The organism is Streptomyces sp. NBC_00252 (genome assembly GCF_036187565.1).
GTDB lineage: Bacteria > Actinomycetota > Actinomycetes > Streptomycetales > Streptomycetaceae > Streptomyces.
In genome coordinates this window covers 2367084-2384763 of the sequence record NZ_CP108087.1, presented here as the reverse complement: position 1 = coordinate 2384763, position 17680 = coordinate 2367084, and the positions used below count along the sequence as shown (strand labels likewise).

The following is a 17680-nucleotide window of genomic DNA, read 5'->3' as shown; positions in this document are numbered from 1 at the left end:
TGATGGTCATTCGTGCAGCCCGCACTCGGTCTTGCCGCGGCCCGCCCAGCGGCCGGCGCGCGCGTCCTCGCCCTCCAGCACCCGGCGGGTGCAGGGCGCGCAGCCGACGGACGCGTAGCCGTCCATCAGCAACGGGTTGGTGAGGACGCCGTGTTCGGCGACGTAGGCGTCCACGTCGTCCTGGGTCCAGCGGGCGATGGGGGAGACCTTGACCTTCCGCCGCTTCTCGTCCCAGCCGACGACCGGGGTCTTCGCCCGGGTCGGGGACTCGTCGCGGCGCAGTCCGGTCGCCCAGGCCGCGTACTTGGTCAGGCCCTGCTCCAGCGGCTGGACCTTGCGGAGCTTGCAGCACAAGTCCGGGTCGCGGTCGTGCAGTCGGGGGCCGTACTCGGCGTCCTGCTCGGCGACGGTCTGGCGCGGGGTGAGCGTGATGACGTTGACGTCCATCACCGCCTCGACCGCGTCGCGGGTGCCGATGGTCTCCGGGAAGTGGTAGCCGGTGTCGAGGAACACCACGTCGACGCCGGGCATCGCGCGGGAGGCGAGGTGGGCGACCACCGCGTCCTCCATCGAGGAGGTCACGCAGAACTGCTTGCCGAAGGTCGCGACCGCCCACTGGAGGATCTCCAGCGCGGAGGCGTTCTCCAGGTCGCGGCCGGCCTGCTCGGCCAGGGCTTTCAAGTCGTCGGTGGGGCGCGCTTTCTGAGTCGTCGTCATATTTCGTCTCCCCCTGCGTCGGTCTGCCGAAGGCCCCGGGCGAGGAGCCCGAGGAACTTCAGCTGAAAGGCCCGATTGCATGCCGCGCATTCCCATGCGCCATGGCCCTGCTCGCTGGGACGCAGGTCCTCGTCACCGCAGTAGGGGCAGTAGAAGGGGGCGGCCCGCTCGCTCATGGCTCCTCCTTTCGCTGTCGTTCGCTGCCGCTCACGACAGTGCCTCCTCGGAGGCGCGGGTGGCCCAGGCGGCGAAGCGTTCGCCGTCCTCGCGCTGCTCCTGGAACCGGGTGAGGACGCGCTCGACGTAGTCGGGCAGTTCCTCCGAAGTGACCTTCAGGCCACGGACCTTGCGGCCGAAGCCGGCCTCCAGACCGAGCGCGCCGCCCAGGTGCACCTGGAAGCCCTCGACCTGCTCGCCCGCGTCGTTGAGGACCAACTGGCCCTTGAGACCGATGTCCGCGACCTGGATACGGGCGCAGGCGTTCGGGCAGCCGTTGATGTTGATGGTGATCGGCTCGTCGAACTCCGGGATGCGGCGCTCGAGTTCGTCGATGAGCGTGATGCCGCGCTGCTTCGTCTCGACGATCGCGAGCTTGCAGTACTCGATGCCGGTGCAGGCCATGGTGCCGCGCCGGAAGGGGGAGGGCTTCGCGGTGAGGCCGAGCGCTTCGAGGCCCTCGACCAGGGAATCGATCCGGCTCTCCTCGACGTCGAGCACGATCATCTTCTGCTCGACCGTCGTACGCAGCCGGCCCGAGCCGTGTGCCTGGGCCAGGTCGGCGATCTTCGTGAGCGTGGTGCCGTCGACGCGGCCGACGCGCGGGGCGAAACCGACGTAGAACAGGCCGTCCTGCTGGCGGTGGACGCCGACGTGGTCGCGCCAGCGCTGGACCGGCTGCGCGGGGGCGGGGCCGTCGACGAGCTTGCGCTTGAGGTACTCGTCCTCCAGGACCTGGCGGAACTTCTCCTGGCCCCAGTCGGCGACGAGGAACTTCAGACGGGCGCGGGTGCGCAGCCGCCGGTAGCCGTAGTCGCGGAAGATGCCGATCACGCCGGCCCAGACGTCCGGGACCTCGTCCAGCGGGACCCAGGCGCCGAGCCGGACGCCGATCTTCGGGTTGGTGGACAGACCGCCGCCGACCCACAGGTCGAAGCCGGGGCCGTGCTCGGGGTGGTTCACGCCGACGAACGCGATGTCGTTGATCTCGTGGGCCACGTCCAGGAGCGGGGAGCCGGAGATCGCCGTCTTGAACTTGCGCGGCAGGTTGGAGAACTCCTTGGTGCCGATGTAGCGGCTGTGGATCTCGTCGATCGCCGGGCTGCCGTCGATGATCTCGTCCTCGGCGATCCCCGCGACCGGCGACCCGAGGATGGTGCGGGGCGTGTCACCGCAGGCCTCGGTGGTGGAGAGACCGACCGCCTCCAGGCGGTTCCAGATCTCGGGCACGTCCTCGATGCGGATCCAGTGGTACTGCACGTTCTGCCGGTCGGTGAGGTCGGCCGTGCCGCGCGCGAACTCCTGCGAGATCTCGCCGATCACCCGGAGCTGCTCCGTGGTCAGTCGGCCGCCGTCGATGCGGACGCGCAGCATGAAGTACTTGTCGTCCAGCTCCTCCGGCTCCAGGATCGCGGTCTTGCCGCCGTCGATCCCGGGCTTGCGCTGGGTGTACAGCCCCCACCAGCGCATCCGGCCGCGCAGGTCGTTCGGGTCGATCGAGTCGAACCCGCGCTTGGAGTAGATCGTCTCAATGCGTGTCCGCACATTGAGACCGTCGTCGTCCTTCTTGAACTGCTCGTTGCCGTTGAGCGGGGTGAAGTGTCCGGCTGCCCACTGACCCTCACCGCGGTGACGGCTCACCTTGCGGCGGGGCGCTGCGGCTGCAGGGTTCTCAGGGGTGGCGGCCATGGTTCTACGTCCTCCGGGACAGGCGGGTGATCGGCTCTGACCTGCGCGTACGGGCGCATGCGGGCATACGTGCGCATCATTGCGCAAGGTGAGGCAGATACGGGGGAATCCGGCGGTGCTGCGGCTCGGCTAGCCCGCCGGACAGATGGCGCTGGACATGCGGCCGAGGTCGACGTGCCGCCGACTCACCAAGGCAATTCCAGTTCCGGACATGACGGAAGCGTGTCACGGCGTTCTGGACACAGTCCAGCTTCGTCCGCCATGCGGACACCCTGGTCCCGTTATGTGAGACAAGGGTGTCGTCGGTCACAAGCCGCGCACGGCGTCTTGTCGGCGCAGGTCAGACAGGGTAGGCCCCCGGCCAGGGGCCCGGCGTGGGCGCCTGGCGCACCTCCTCGACCTGTGTGTCGAAGAGCTTGAAGCCCCGCCGCTGGTAGTTGTCCATCGCGTGCACCCCGTCCAGGCTGCAGGTATGCAGCCAGACCCGCTTGGTGGGGGCCAGGCCGGGCCAGCGGTCGGCGAGGTCCCAGGCGCGGGCGGCGCCGTAGGAGAGGAGGTGGCCGCCGAGGCGGCGGCCGCGGAAGGCGGGGACCAGGCCGAAGTAGACGATCTCGACGACGCCGTCGTCCTGCGGCTCCAGTTCCACGTACCCCCCGGGCGTGCCCCGGTCGTACACGACCCAGGTCTCCACGCCCGGCCGGTCCAGGTGCTCCTGCCACTGCGCGAACGTCCAGTGCAGCCGGTCGATCCAGAGGATGTCCCCGCCCACGGACGCGTACAGATAGCGGCTGAACTCGGGGGAGGGCAGCTCGGAGCGGACGATCCGCACGTCCCCGTCCGGCGCGATGGCCGGGAGGAGGTCGCTCGGGTCGGTCTGCTCCAGGGACCAGGTGGTCACCGGCATGTTCGTCATGCCCGTCAGGGAATCATCCGGCCCGGGGATCTGTCGATCAGGTGATCATCCGAGCGAGCTGTCGATCGAGTTCAGCGGCAGCGCGAACAGCATCCGCCCGGACACCGACCAGACCTCGCCGGTCTCCTGCCAGTAGGAGAGGGAGTCGGTCTGCGCGCTCCAGCACCGGTGCGTGTCGTCGGCCCCGCACTCGGTGGCCTTCGCGTCGCTGGTGTCCTGGCGCCACAGCGAACCGCGCGCGTCGTCCTTCCCGGGCGAGCCGCCCACGTACCAGGCGGACCCGTTCGCGAGCACGCCCCCGGTACCACCGGCCTTCGTCGCGTACGCCTCCTCGGGCACCGCGCGCCCCGCGGAGTCGGTGGCGAGCAGCCCCGGCCGCGCCGGGTCCTGGCTGAAGGGGTAGCGCCACAGCCGCTTCGCGCCGCTCGCGACCAGACTGTCCGGGACGCTGCTGCGGTCCAGCGAGAGACCCGTCGGCCGTACGGCCGCCTTGCCGCCGCCGATCCGGTACGACCCGACGGCGGGCAGCACGTACCGGTACCCGGCGGCCGACCAGCCCTCGCGCACCCGGCCGACCGCGCCGGCCGTCACCGTGGTCCGCTGGATGCGGTTCACGTCGTACACGTACAGCGCGTCGCGGGTCCCGCCGGTGGTGGTGACCAGGAGCTTGTCCTGGTACCAGACCATGCCGGAGATCTTGGAGACGAGCGCGTGATAGTCGCGTCCGCCGTCGGTCGGTACGGCGAGGAGGGCCCAGGTGTAGGTGAGGCGGGCGGGGTCGTCGGCGTTCACGAAGGCGACCCGGGCCAGGCCGCGGGTGTTCGCGGTCCAGCCGGAGAGGATCACCCGGTTCGAGCCCCACCAGCCGTCCTCGTCGGCGTCGCCCGAGGTGGTCACCGAGCGTGGCGTCCAGGCGGGGTCGGCCGCGTCGCCGCTGTCCCAGCAGTACGCGTGCGTGGCCGCCGGTTCGACGGGCAGCGCCGACTTCTCGTCGGTCGTGCAGTCGGAGGCGTCGCGCATGGTGTGGTCGGCGCTCTTGAGGACGGCGTCGACACCGACCGGGCGGCCCATCGCCGAGGCGAGCCGGTCCAGGGACTGCTGTGGCTCCAGACGCTCCCTCAGCTGCAGAGCGCCCAGGTCGGAGGCCGAGGTGAGGGGCTTGAGCGCCCCGGGATCGGAACCGACCGTGGCCTGCGAGGCGCTGATCATCGTCGCGGCGGCGGTGAGGCCGAGCGCGGCCCCGGTCAGCACGGCGCGCAGCGCCCTGCCCCGTTTGCGCCGGCGGTGTCGCCCACGTGCACTCATAGTGTCCTCCCGAGGCGAGCCAACTGCGCCTGGTGATCCGTGCGTTGACCAGGGAGCAGGTGGGGTGGCCCGTAGAGGGATGCTACGGCAGTCAGGGCCCCCGCATGGGTAAGACCCTGCAAATATGCGGAAGATGCCGCAGGACGCGTCTTTTGCGCCACCTGTCCGCGGCAGCGCCCTGACCCGCGTCTCCCTCTCGGCTACGGCACTTGGGCCGATGTCCGACCCCTGGCCACCCCGGGTGCCGTCGAGTGCGGCAGCAGCCTCCGCGGGTCGTCCGGCAGCAGCACCTCCACCTCGGCGTCCTCCCGGAAGCGGTACGGGCGATGCTCCAGGACCGCCCCGAGATAGCGCCGTACCCGGGACAGCTCGGCACGCACCGTCACCGTGCGGCCGGGGTCGCCGAACATGTCCTCGGCGAGGTGCGCGGCGCTGCGGCCGGCGCGGTGCAGGGCCAGGAGGTAGAGCAACTCGGCGTGCCGCGGGCTCAGTTCATGGGTCCAGGAGCCCGCGCTGCCGGAGACCGTCACCGACCAGCGGCGCGGCAGGGTCAGGTCGAGCACGATCCGGGCGGCGGCCCCCGCCACCGGCTCGTCGTCGGCGCGGATCAACCAGCCCCCGGCCAGCGGCTCCAGCGAGCACAGCCCGAGCGAGGGCACCCAACGACGGCCCTCCGAGGGCGCCTTGGGCAGCGCGATCCGCTTCACGTACGGCATGCCGGTCACCGCGGCCGTCCAGCCGTCCCGGTCCACCACCAGGGCCTGTCCGCCGATCCGGGGCAGGATCGGCGCCGCCACCGCGCGCAGCCGCTCCAGCGAGGTCATGTGCAACTCCCGCAGCCGGGCCTCGGCGAGCTTGGCCACCGAGTCGACCCAGGCGAGGGTCGCCGGATGCATGGTCTCCAGCGGGCCGCTGACATCGACGACACCGATCAGCCGGCCGTCCCTGGGGTCGGTGATCGGGGCGCCCGCGCAGGTGAACGCGGCCAGCGCGTGCGAGAGATGCTCACCGGCGAACACCTGCACGGGCCGTCGTACGACCGCCGGGGTGCCCACGCCGTTGGTGCCGATGACGTCCTCGCGCCAGTCCGTGCCGACCTCGATGCCGACCTCGTCGGCCTTGCGCAGGACGGCCGCGCTGCCCTCCCGCCACAGGGCGCGGCCCTCGTCGTCGGCGACCAGCACGATGTGGTGGGCGGCGTCCGCGACCGACACCAGCCCCTCGCGCAGCACCGGCAGGACATGCCGCAACGGGCTTGCGCCGCGCCGCCGTTCCACCTCCTCCAGGGACAGCAGTCCGGTGCGCAGATCGTGGTCGGGGCGGGTCCCGCCGCGTAACGCGCGCTCCCAGGACTCCTCGATCAGCGGGCGCGGCGGGGTGCGGGCGCGCGGTCCGGAGAGCGGGGTGTGCCGGGCGTCGCTGAGCATCCGGGCCGTCCGAGCCGCGTCGACTGTGGTGCGCCACGTCCGGCCGGCCGGCGGGTTCGCCATGGGTCCTTCTCTCCGGTCCCGTATCGACTGTTGTTCTCATAGTGCCGCTCCGCGGTGACGGAGGGAGACAGTCCGGACACAGAAGCGGCCAAGTTGCAACCCTCTGCAACCCTGGTGAACGGTCGTACGGTGTCTGAAACTTGTCCCACGCTGCGAGGGTGGTGCCGTGTCGGCGCAGCACCACCCTCGCGTTGTGCCGGTGTGCTCAGAGCGCCGGCCGGGCCCGCTCGGCGATCGACGTGAGGTCCAGGCTCGGCGGCAGGGTGCCGAACGCGGTGCCCCAGTCGCCGCCCAGCCGGGACGCGCAGAAGGCGTCGGCGACCTCGGGCGGCGCGTACTGGACGAGCAGCGCCCCCTGGAGCACGAGCGCCATCCGCTCGACCACGCGCCGGGCACGGCCCTCGATGCCGTCCAGGTCGGCGAACTCGGCGAGCAGGTTCTTCATCGCACCGTCCAGCCGGTGATCGGCGCCCCGCACCCTCCCGACCTCGGTCAGGAAGGCGTTCAGCGCCTGCGGTTCCCGCTGCAACGCCCTGAGCACGTCGAGGGCCTGGATGTTCCCGGCGCCCTCCCAGATCGAGTTGAGCGGTGACTCCCTTACCAGGCGCGGCAGTCCGGACTCCTCGACATAGCCGTTGCCGCCCAGGCACTCGGCCGCCTCGACCGTGACCGGTGAACAGCGCTTCGTCACCCAGTACTTGGCGGCCGGGACCGCCAACCGCAGGAACGCCGCCTCCTGTTCGCCACCGTCGTCGTAGGCCGCCGCGAGCCGCAGTCCGAGGGCGGTGGCCGCCTCCGACTCCAGGGCGAGGTCGGCCAGCACGTTGCGCATCAGCGGCTTGTCCATGAGGGAGCCGCCGAACGCCTCGCGGTGGGCGGCGTGATGGACCGCCTGCGCGACGGCCTGCCGCATCAGCCCGGCCGAGCCGAGCACACAGTCGAGCCGGGTCGCCGCGACCATCCCGATGATGGTCCGCACCCCGGCCCCCTCGTCGCCGACCCGACGCGCCCAGGTGCCGTCGAACTCGACCTCGGCGGAGGCGTTCGACCGGTTGCCCAGCTTGTCCTTGAGGCGCTGGAGGAGGAACACGTTGCGGGTGCCGTCGGCCAGCACCCGGGGGACGAGGAAGCAGGTGAGCCCGCCCGGTGCCTGCGCGAGCACGAGGAAGCCGTCGGACATGGGCGCCGAGCAGAACCACTTGTGGCCGGTCAGCTCGTACGTCCCGTCCTCGGCGAGCGGGCGCGCCTCCGTGGTGTTGGCGCGGACGTCGCTGCCGCCCTGCTTCTCCGTCATGCCCATCCCGAAGACCGCACCGGCCTTGAGATGGGCGGGCCGCAGCTCACGGTCGTAGACCACCGAGGTCAGCCGCGGCTCCCACTCCGCGGCGAGCGCCGGGTCGGCGCGCAGTGCGGGCACCGCCGCGTGGGTCATCGACAGGGGGCAGCAGTTGCCCGCCTCGACCTGGGTCCACACCAGGAAGCCGGCGGCCCTGCGGACATGGCCTGCCGGGCGGTTCCAGGCGGCGGTCAGGCCGGCGGAGACGCCCTTGCCGAGCAGCCGGTGCCAGGCCGGATGGAACTCGACCTCGTCGGTCCGGTGGCCGTAGCGGTCGTGGGTGCGCAGGACCGGGGGGTTCTCGTTGGCCTGCGCACCCCACTCCTGGAGCTGGGCCGAACCTGCGGCGCGGCCCAGCGCGGAGAGGTCGTCCCGGACCTCGTCCAGCAGTCCGGGCGGGGTGTGCCGTTCGACCGCCTCCGTGAGGACGCGGTCGGCGGTGAAGACGTCGTAGCCGACCAGTGGGGGAGTCTGGTTCGTCACGGTGTGGGTGGTGCGTGCCATGGCTGGAACCTACCCGGGGGGACGGCGGTGGTCTGGATCTCCACCCTGCGGAGCGCGGGATCTCCACCCTGACACGCCGTCGCCCCCGACGTCAGGCCGAGCGGGACATGGCCGCCAGCATCGCGGTCTCGGGCGCCTCCTCCTCCAGCCAGCCGGTGCGGTACACGGTGTCCAGATAGCGTTCGCCGAGGTCGGGGGCGATCGCCACCGCCGTGGTGCCGTGCCGTCCGTTGCGCGCGAGCCACTGCTCGGCGCCCCTGACGACGGTGCCGGTGGACCCGCCGAACAGGAAGCCCCGCGCGGCCAGCCGACGGCAGGTCTGCACGGTGTCCGGCTCCTCGACATGGATCACGTCGTCGATGTACGACGTGTCGAGGAACGGCGGCGCCACGCTGGTGCCGAGCCCCGGGATCATCCGCGGCCCGGCCTCCCCGCCGAACGTGACCGAACCGGCCGCGTCCACGGCCACGATCCGCACCCGGCGCCGCCACTCCCAGAACCAGCGCGCGCAGCCCATCAGCGTCCCGGTCGTCCCGGCGCCGACGAACAGCACGTCCAGCTGCGGGAACCGGCGGGCGATGGACGGTGCCGTGGTGCGGTAGTGCGCCCGCCAATTCCCCTGGTTCGTGTACTGGTTGAGCCATACGTACCGCTCGTCGGACGCGCACAGCGCCCGTACGTACCCGATCCTGGCGCCCAGGAAGCCGCCGTGCGTGTCGGGCTGGTCGATGACGTGGACCCGGCTGCCGAGCGCCTCCATCAGCTGCACCGTCGGCACGTTGCAGCGTCTGTCGGTGACGCAGAGGAAGCCGTAACCGCGGCTGGCCGCGAGCACGCTGAGCGCCACGCCCAGATTCCCGGACGACGACTCGACGAGCACCGAGCCGGGCCGCAGGATCCCGGCCCGCTCGGCGGCGTCCACCATCTCGGTCGCCGCCTTGAGCTTGACCGAGCCGGCGAAGTTGAACCCCTCGCACTTCAGATAGAGCGGCAGTTCCAGCGCGGCCCGCAGGTCGACGTAGAGGTCGTCCTCGTTGAACTCCGCGGGATCGGAAATAACAGCCATGTTCTCCCCCTAGTGGTGCGCCACGATCGCCGTCAGCCGTACCGGCGCAGCTCGTGGAAGAACCCGTCGACGACGTGGAGTTCACCCCGTCGCACCACTTCGTCGTGGACGAACCTGCCGACCGCGAGATCGAGCACCCCGAGCCCGAAGGGTGAGAACACCACGGTCCGGTCGGTCGGTACGGTCACCCGCCCGGTCAGTACGTCGTCCAGCGTGCCGTCGATGAACTCCCGCCCCCCGGTGGCCTGTTCGGCCAGATGCGGAGACGTGTCGGCCTTCAGGCAGTGCTCGACGTCGTCCACGAAGTTCGCGGAGGCGAGCAGGATCGCCGGGTCGAGATCCCGCAACGACACGTGCAGCACCAGCGGATGGTGGTCGAACCAGGCCGGGTCGTGCACATGCGGGCTGCCCGCGATCGTCGCGAACACCAGCAGGTCACTGGCGCGCACGAGACCTTCGAGCTTGTCGTGCACGGTGACCCGCCCCGGCGCCTCCGACCGCTCCAGGTAGCCCCGGAACCCCTCCGCGCTCTCCGCGGACAGGTCGTACACGCCGGTCTCCTCGAACTCCCAGCCGGTGGCGCGGAGATGGGTGTGGATGTAGCGGGCGATCAGCCCCGTCCCCACGAACCCGACCCGCGGCGGCCGGGTCCGTCCCTGACTGAGCTTGTCGGCCGCGAGCGCCGCCGAACTCGCCGTACGGACCGCGCTGATCACCGAACTCTCCAGGCAGGCATACGGATAGCCGGTGTCCGGGTCGTTGAGGATCAGCACCGCCGAGGCCCTGGGCAGCCCCGACCCGGTGTTCCCCGGGAAGCTGGAGATCCACTTCAGCCCGTCCACCCGCGACGGCCCCCCGAGCGACGCGGGCAGCGCGATGATCCGGGACGACGGACGGTCCGGGAAGCGCAGGAAGTACGACGGCGGGTTCACCGAGTCACCCGCGCCGTGCAGCCGGTAGGTGGCCTCCACCAGGGCGCAGATCTCCGACTCCCGCCCGGCCAGGGCCTGTTGGACCTGCTCGCCGCTGATGACCGAGAAGGAAGGCGTCTCGATGCTCATGTCGCCCTCCCGCCGGCCGACGGGACGAGGTCGCCGGGCCGCACCGGATCGCCGAGCCCGGCGAGCACCTCGCGCGGCCCCTCGAACGGCTCCCTGCCGTGCGCGGTACGGATGTTGTCCACCAGCAGCAGATCCCCCGAGCGCCACGGCTCGCGCCGCACATGCCGGTCGTAGGCCTCGTTGACGGCCGTCACGATGCCCGCGTCGATCGGATCGCCGTTCCCGAAGCGGGTGTTGAAGGGGAGCGCGTCCGCGCCGTAGACGTCGACGAGGTACTCGCGGACCTCGGGTTCCATCGTCCACTCGTTCAGGAACGCGATCTGGTTGAACCAGCAGCGGCGGCCGGTGACCGGGTGGCGGAGCACGGCGGCGCGGCGCTGGCGGGTGCGCAGCGAGCCGTCGTGCTGCCAGGCGAACTCGATGCCCTGGGCCCGGCAGTAGCGCTCGACGACGGCGCGGTCGTCGGTGCCGAAGGCCTCGGCGACGGACGCCCCGATCTCGTCGTGGTACGTCCGCGTCAGCATCCAGCCCTCCCGCTCGAACCGTTCCACGAGCGGCGCGGGCAGTGACTGAAGGACGGCCTCGGCGTCGGCGACCGGCGTCGCGCCGCCCTCCGTCGGCGCCTCGAGACAGGCGAAGAGCAGCAGCCCCGGGAACTCCAGGGCGTAGCTCAACTCGTGGTGCTGGCACATCGGTTGGTCGGTCGGCCACTTCGTGGCGGAGTACACGCCCTCCGCGTACGTACGGCGGGGCGCGAACGGCTCCCGGTCGGCCATCAGGGAGTTCGCGAGCCGCCGGAAGACGGCCTCGGCGCCCGTCGGGTCGGCGAGGCCGAGCCCGCGGACCAGGACACAGCCGTGCTCGGCGACGACGGCACGCAGCGCGTCACGGTGCCCGGCGGCCCAGCCGACCGGGTCCCCGCCGGCGTCGGCGTGCAGCAGCGGCGGAGTGTCCGGGCCCAGGGCGACGGAGTGGAGCAGCGTCGCGGAAGAGAGCGACATCTCGGTGTTCCTTTCGGTGGTGCTGTCGATCATTCGGCCGGGGGTGCGGCTGGGCTCAGGAGGAGACCGGCGGGTCCAGCAGTCCGGCCAGGTCCGCGAGGACCGGGTGGCGGGTGACGTCCTTGAGGCTGATCGCCCGGTCGAGGGCGACCGCCAGCTTCACCGCGGCCAGCGAGGTGCCGCCGCGGTCGAAGAAGTGGTCCTGGCGGCCGATCCGGTCGGCCGGGATGCCGAGGACCACCGCCCAGGCCGCCGCGAGCCGCCGCTCGGCGGGCGTGTCCGGCCCGTCCCCCACGGCGTCCAGGTCACCGGCGAGCGCGGTGAGCGTCCCGCGGTCGGTCTTGCCGTTGGCGGTCAGCGGCAGCGACGCCCGCCAGTGCACGACCGACGGCACCATGTACGCGGGCAGCGACTCCGCGAGCCGCTCCCGCACGGCGCCGGCCGCCACGGGCCGCGGGCCGGTGCAGAACGCCACCAGCTGCGTGCCGCGCACGACGACCACCGCGCCGTCCCGCACCCCGTCCACCCGCAGCAGCGCGTTCTCGATCTCGCCGATCTCGACGCGGAACCCGCGGATCTTCACCTGGCTGTCCCGGCGCCCGAGGAACTCCAGCTTGCCGTCAGGACGCCAGCGCCCGTGGTCCCCGCTGCGGTACAGCCGCTCACCGGGCCGGTACGGGTCCTCGGTGAACGCCGTCTTCGTCCGCTCGGGGTCGTTGACGTACCCCCGGCCCACGCACACACCGGAGAACACGATCTCGCCGGGCGCGCCCAGCGGCACGGGCACCAGGTCCTCGTCGACGACGTACACCCGCACATTGGAGACGGGCCGGCCGAGCGGGACGCGGTCGCCGTCCGGTGCCCGGTCCATCACCTCGTGGTTGGTGTCGTCCGAAGTCTCCGTCAGGCCATAGGCGTTGACGAGCCGCACCCCGGGCCGCGCGGTGAACCAGCGGTCCACCAGCTCCTTCTTCACGGCCTCCCCGGTGACCGACACACAGCGCAGATCCGGGAGCCGGCGCGGCTGCCGCTCCAACTCGGCGAGCACGGCCTCCAGATACGACGGCACGACCTGGAGGACGTTGACCCGCCCCGCCTCGACCGTGTCGGCGAACCGCGCCACGTCCAGGATCACGTCCTGCTCCACCAGCAGCGTCCGCCCGCCCACGAGCGGCGCGCAGACCAGCTGCCACAGGGAGATGTCGAAGCACTGCGGCGCGGTCTGCGCCACCACCTGCCCGGCGCCGATCCCCAGGTCGTCGAGCTTGGCGAACACATGGTTGAGGAAACCCGCGTGCTCGCACATCGCGCCCTTGGGCTCGCCGGTGGAGCCCGACGTGAAGTAGATGTACGCCAGTTGACCCGGCGTGACCGTGATGCCGAGGTCGCCGTCCGAGTGGCCCTCGGCGTACACCTCGTCGACGTAGAGCGTCCGGTCGGACGGGTCGCCGAGGGAGCCGTCGCTGCCGCGCTCGGTCAACACCAGGGCGCACCCGGCCCGTTGGAGCACTCTCGCCACCCGGTCGGCCGGGAAGTGCGGCTCGACGGGCAGGTACACCCCACCCGCCTTGAACACGGCGAGCACGGCGGCCATCCAGTCCAGGTTCCGCTCCAGCACCACGGCGACGACACCCTCGCGGGTCAGCCCCCGGGAGAGCAGGCCCCGACTCAGCTGGTTCGCGCGGGAGTTGAGCTCCCGGTACGTCCACTGCCGGTCGCCCTGCACCGCGGCGACCGCGTCCGGGCACACCGCCACCATGTCCTCGAACAGCTCGTGCACCCGCCGGTCCGGCAGCTCGCGCCGCGGGCCCGCCAACGCGTCGAGCTGGAAACGGAGTTCGGCGTCCGACAGCAGCACCGGCCGGTCCGGCTCGGTGAGGACGGTCAGGTGGTAGCCCGCGATGCGGGCGGCGGCCTCCGCGTCGAGGACGTCGGTGCGGTACCGCAGCCGCAGCGTGCGGCCGGTGACGCTCACCTGCAACGCCGGGTCCTCCTCGGCGGGTTCACCCGACAGCGCGCCGAGGACCTTGGCGTGGGCGGCCTTCAGTGCGGCGGGCTCGGCCGACACCCCGTCGGGCAGGGGCACTTCGTGCTCCGCCACACCGGGCACCGGAGCGAGCGTCCACCGCGGAATGATCTCCATCGTTCTCTTTCCCCCCTGGTTCCTTCCCCCTGCGGCACGAGCCGTCAGGGAGCCATGTGCTGTCCGGCGCGCCGTGGCGCCACCGCCGGATTCCCGCCCCACCGGGACCGCGCGGGCATCTCCTCGCCCTTCATCAGGAAGGAGTCGGCGGCCAGTTCGGCCCCGTCACCCATCGAGACGCCGTAGTGGACGAGCGCCCCCACCCCGAGGGTGCAGCCGGCCCCGATGGTGATCATTTCGGACTTGAAGGTGCCGTCCTCCTGCGAGTGCGACTGCACCTTGGTGTGCGCCGACAGCGTGCAGTCGTCGCCGATCGCGGTCAGCGAGCGCTCGGTGATGTAGGCGCCGTCGTCGAAGACCCGGCGTCCCATCCGTACGCCCAGCAGCCGCCAGATCAGGTTCTTGAACGGCGTGCCGTTGAACACCTGGATGTAGGTGTCCGGCACCTTCCACAGCCGCTCGTGCCACCAGAAGTACGGGTCGTAGATCGAGCACAACTTCGGTTCCAGCGGCCGGAATCCGCCGACCAGCCGCTCCACCAGCACGTAGTACCCGGCGGTGAAGCCGAGCCCGAGCATCAGGGACGCGCCGATCAGCAGTCCGCCGCCGATGCCCTCGCCGCCGTACAGGTCGACGGCGCCGAAGCCGAGCACCGTGAGGACGAACCAGTGCAGCCAGCGCACGAACAGGTAGAGGCCCATCGAGCGCAGGTTGGATCGGTTCTTCGCGGCCAGCCGGCGCTTCAGCTCGTCGCCCTCGCGGAGATGGTCGAAGCGGCTGTCGCGCTCCACCGAGCGCGGGATCTCGAAGCACGGCGAGCCCAACAGGCCGACGCCCTCGCGGAGTTCGCCGTCGATCGGGACCATCACCTTGGTGGCGAGCAGACAGTTGTCGCCGGTGCGGCCGCCCGAGGGGTAGGCGATGTTGTTGCCCAGGAAGTTGCGCGGCCCGATCGTGGCGCGCGAGAGGCGGAACGACGTGCTGGAGAAGTCCGCGTTGACGATCGACAGCCCGTCCGCGACCATCGTGCCGCTTCCCACCGTGGCCAGATACGGGGTCTCGTGCTGCACCTCCGTACCGAAGTTGGAGCCGGTCTGCTCCACATCGCCGAGGTCGTAGCCGATCGCCTTCAGGTAGCCGACGACGTAGGAGCTGTCCCCGCACAGCCACTTGAAGAACTTCAGGTTGGTCATCCGCGCCACCGCGCGCTGCACCGAGTAGTGGAAGCCGTACAGCGGATACACCCGGTCCGGGCGCAGCAGCGGGCGCAGCAGCCTCGGCACCAGCGACACGGCTGCGAAGCCGAGCACGATGAAGGCGACGAACGCGACGAGCGACAGGGCGAGCGCCTCGCCGTAGAACCGGGCGGAGTTGAGGTCCTGGGTGTCCGGATCCAGCAGGCGGTCGAGGGCCGGGACGACGGTCAGCACCATGTAGGTGCCGCCGACCGCGAGCGGGACGTAGACAAGGAGCATCTGCAGGATCGCGCCCAGGCCGTAGCCGAAGCGACGCCAGGTCGAGCACGTCGCGTGCGGGACGCGGACGTAGTCGACGTCCGTGGGCTGCGCGGGGGAGCCGTGCACGCGCTGGCCCGCCGGTACGTGCGCGTCGTCGTACAGGGCGGAGGAGTGGCCGAGTTGGGACCCGTCGCCCATGACCGTGCCGATGTCGAGGACGGTCTTCTCGCCGACGTAGACCTCGCTGCCGAGGGTGATCCGGCCGGTGCGGATGCGGCCGGCGCGTGCCTGGTAGCAGAGGAAGAAGGTGTCCTTGCGGATGACCGTGCCGTCCCCGATGGTCAGCAGGTCGGTGCAGACCGGGACGGAGTGGGACAGGATCGTGACGCCCTTGCCGATGCGGGCGCCGAGGGCGCGCAGGTAGAGGACGTAGACCGGGTTGCCGGCGAACAGGATCATCGGGTTGGCGTGCAGAAGGGCCTTGACCGTCCAGAACCGGACGTACGCCAGGCCCCAGACCGGGAACTCGGTCTCCTTCCAGCGGCCCACGAGAACCCACTTGGCCACCACCGGCACCGTGCACACACCGACGAACACCGCGCCGCCGAATATCGCGGAGCGCAGATAGACCTGCACCACGCCGTTACCCGAGGAAACCCATTCGTAGCCCTGCCCGGTGACGATCCCGGCGAGCACGCAATACAGCGCGAAAACCAGGAACTGAAGCACTCCGCAGAGCAGATAGCGGCCCGTGCTCCCGGCCGGCGGCGCCTCGGCCTGAACCGGCGCGACGGGCTCGGGTGTGTCGGCGATTGCGGCCGCCAGACTGCGGATCGTGGGATATCCGTAGACGTCCCGCATCGACACCGACGGCAGATCCTCGCGTTTTCTGACCCGGGCGCAGAAATGTGCCATGACCAACGAGTTGGCGCCCAGGTCGTCGAAGAAGTGACTGTCGAGAGGTATCGCTTCCTTGCGTACGACACCGGCCAGGACCTCCGCGAGGACGGTCTCGGTCACGGTGCCGGGTTTTCCCACCACGTGGCTCCTTGGTGCTGATCATTGTCTTTGAATTGCCAATCGCCAAAGACGAATACGGCACACGCGAAACGGGTGAGGTGAGTGGAAATTCCTGAGAGTGAAGTTCTGCATCGTCTGCAGAGTTACCGAATGGACGGGGTCCCGGTCATGGACCCAATGTCATTTCCCCCGAGTCGTGTGCGCTGGCGCCGCCCCGACGCGCGCAACGAATGCAGTCCGGATTATTTCTGGACATTCTGGAACGGGTCAAGGCTGTTGGGGTCAATGGCGCTTTTTCGTCTTCGCCGGCCGGAGTGCGGGTCAACAGGAATTGACGGCTGAAGTCCCCACCGGGACACTTTCCGGAACAAGCGCGAAAGTATCGAATGCGGCTTCGAATGCCCGGGGGATTATTTTCGGCCAGCGCGAGCATGACACGACCGCCCCCGAGGGCGTCCCGCCCGGCCGACGCCCCCAGGGGATGAGTGCATCCCGGCGCGACGGATACCTTTAGGGCGTGCAGTCAGCAAGTGAAACCCCCGAGCGGCCCACCAGCCGGTTCCACCGGGCGCGTGCCCTCTACCGGAACGTCTCCAAGCGCAGGACCGCCTGGCTGCTGGTCAAGGACACCGTCAACTCCTGCATGGAGTACCGCATCCTGGGCCTCGCGGCCGAGGCCGCGTTCTTCACGCTGCTGTCCGTCCCGCCGCTCCTGCTGAGCCTCATCGGCCTGCTCGGCTACGTCGACAGCTGGACCGGCGCCGACAGCATCGCCGGGCTGGAGAACAACATCCTCGAGGCGTCCCGCACGGTCCTGTCCGACAAGGGCGTGCACGAGATCGCCCAGCCGATCCTGCACGACGTGATGAAGGGCGGCCGCCCCGACGTCATCTCCATCGGCTTCCTGTTCGCCCTGTGGTCGGGCTCCCGCGCGGTCAACGTCTTCATCGACACGATCACCGTCATGTACGGCCTCGACGGCGTGCGCGGCATCGTCAAGACCCGGATCGTGTCCTTCGCCCTGTTCGTCGCGGCCCTGCTGATCGGTTCGGTCGCGCTGCCGCTCATGGTCGCCGGGCCGGACGCCGTGGTGAACGTCGTGCCGTGGTCCGAGACGGTCGTCCAGGTCCTGTACTGGCCGGTCGTCATCGTCCTGTCCGTCGTCTTCCTGACGACGCTGTACCACGTCTCCGTCCCCGTGCGTTCCCCGTGGATCGAGGACGTCCCCGGCGCCCTGGTCGCCCTCGCGATGTGGGTCCTCGGCAGCTACCTGCTGCGCATCTACCTCACCAGCACGGTCGAGGGCCCCACGATCTACGGCTCCCTCGCCGCGCCCGTCGCCGTCCTCCTGTGGATCGGCGTCTCCGCGTTCGCCGTGCTCGTCGGCGCCGCCGTCAACGCGGCCATCGACCGCGTCTGGCCCGCCGCCGCCACCGCCGCGGCCCGCGCCGCCAACGAACGCCGCCAGGAGGAGCAGGTCGCCGAGTACGTCGCCCGCATGGCCGCGGTCCGCGCCCGGGACGGCGAGGACGACGACGACCCCGACGACTCCTACATGCCCTCGGAGTTCCCCGAACGCTGGTCCCGCTTCCTCCCCCCGGAGGACGTCACGTCCCGCCTCCGCACCCACGCGAAGAACACCCACACCCACAAGGGCACCGGCGACTCTTCGCAATCACCGGAGAAGTGAGCGCCCCGTCAGGGGCGCGGGGAACTGCGCGACCAGCCACGACGGACGTGCAGCCGACGAACCACCCTCCAA

The 17680-nt window shown here is 70.8% G+C and carries 14 protein-coding genes; 1 reads left to right on the top strand and 13 read right to left on the bottom strand.

Features of this window, described 5'->3' with window-relative positions; translation table 11 throughout:
* Positions 1-6 precede the first annotated feature (6 nt).
* The 13 genes from OHT77_RS10340 to OHT77_RS10280 all read right to left on the bottom strand — a co-directional run bounded on the left by OHT77_RS10340 (position 7) and on the right by OHT77_RS10280 (position 15936).
* The gene (locus tag OHT77_RS10340; protein WP_328827892.1) at positions 7-717 is read right to left on the bottom strand and encodes a phosphoadenylyl-sulfate reductase; all 711 of its coding nucleotides are present in this window, start codon (positions 715-717) and stop codon (positions 7-9) included.
* The gene (locus OHT77_RS10335) at positions 714-893 is read right to left on the bottom strand and encodes a hypothetical protein (RefSeq protein WP_033281522.1); all 180 of its coding nucleotides are present in this window, start codon (positions 891-893) and stop codon (positions 714-716) included. The genes OHT77_RS10340 and OHT77_RS10335 overlap by 4 nt, the downstream gene beginning before the upstream one ends.
* Before the next feature lie 31 nt (positions 894-924).
* The gene (locus tag OHT77_RS10330) at positions 925-2622 is read right to left on the bottom strand and encodes a nitrite/sulfite reductase (protein ID WP_328827891.1); all 1698 of its coding nucleotides are present in this window, start codon (positions 2620-2622) and stop codon (positions 925-927) included.
* Between the two features lie 129 nt (positions 2623-2751).
* Entirely contained in the window at positions 2752-2835 is an 84-nt protein-coding gene (locus tag OHT77_RS10325) for a putative leader peptide (RefSeq protein ID WP_309500612.1), read from the bottom strand.
* Positions 2836-2962: 127 nt separating this feature from the next.
* Entirely contained in the window at positions 2963-3535 is a 573-nt protein-coding gene (locus OHT77_RS10320; RefSeq protein ID WP_328827890.1) for a GNAT family N-acetyltransferase, read from the bottom strand.
* Positions 3536-3580: 45 nt separating this feature from the next.
* Positions 3581-4840 (bottom strand): hypothetical protein, encoded by a 1260-nt coding sequence (locus tag OHT77_RS10315; protein WP_328827888.1) that lies wholly within the window; start codon positions 4838-4840, stop codon positions 3581-3583.
* 200 nt (positions 4841-5040) lie between these two features.
* Positions 5041-6330: a GAF domain-containing protein gene (locus tag OHT77_RS10310; RefSeq protein ID WP_328827886.1), complete on the bottom strand. Its 1290-nt coding sequence runs from the start codon at positions 6328-6330 to the stop codon at positions 5041-5043.
* Between the two features lie 205 nt (positions 6331-6535).
* On the bottom strand, positions 6536-8170 hold the full coding sequence (locus OHT77_RS10305) for an acyl-CoA dehydrogenase family protein (protein WP_328827885.1): 1635 nt from the start codon (positions 8168-8170) through the stop codon (positions 6536-6538).
* A 91-nt stretch (positions 8171-8261) separates the two neighbouring features.
* The gene (gene sbnA / locus OHT77_RS10300) at positions 8262-9236 is read right to left on the bottom strand and encodes a 2,3-diaminopropionate biosynthesis protein SbnA (RefSeq protein ID WP_328827884.1); all 975 of its coding nucleotides are present in this window, start codon (positions 9234-9236) and stop codon (positions 8262-8264) included.
* Between the two features lie 32 nt (positions 9237-9268).
* The gene (gene sbnB / locus OHT77_RS10295; protein WP_328827882.1) at positions 9269-10297 is read right to left on the bottom strand and encodes a 2,3-diaminopropionate biosynthesis protein SbnB; all 1029 of its coding nucleotides are present in this window, start codon (positions 10295-10297) and stop codon (positions 9269-9271) included.
* Complete coding sequence (locus OHT77_RS10290; protein ID WP_328827881.1) at positions 10294-11298, bottom strand: TauD/TfdA family dioxygenase; 1005 nt, start codon at positions 11296-11298, stop codon at positions 10294-10296. The genes sbnB and OHT77_RS10290 overlap by 4 nt, the downstream gene beginning before the upstream one ends.
* Before the next feature lie 55 nt (positions 11299-11353).
* Positions 11354-13441, bottom strand: coding sequence for a non-ribosomal peptide synthetase (locus OHT77_RS10285; RefSeq protein WP_328827880.1), 2088 nt, complete (start codon positions 13439-13441; stop codon positions 11354-11356).
* Positions 13442-13485: 44 nt separating this feature from the next.
* Positions 13486-15936 (bottom strand): Pls/PosA family non-ribosomal peptide synthetase, encoded by a 2451-nt coding sequence (locus OHT77_RS10280; RefSeq protein ID WP_328827879.1) that lies wholly within the window; start codon positions 15934-15936, stop codon positions 13486-13488.
* 499 nt (positions 15937-16435) lie between these two features.
* Between OHT77_RS10280 and OHT77_RS10275 the strand changes: the two genes are divergently transcribed.
* Positions 16436-17608, top strand: coding sequence for a YihY/virulence factor BrkB family protein (locus tag OHT77_RS10275; protein WP_328827878.1), 1173 nt, complete (start codon positions 16436-16438; stop codon positions 17606-17608).
* Positions 17609-17680 lie beyond the last annotated feature (72 nt).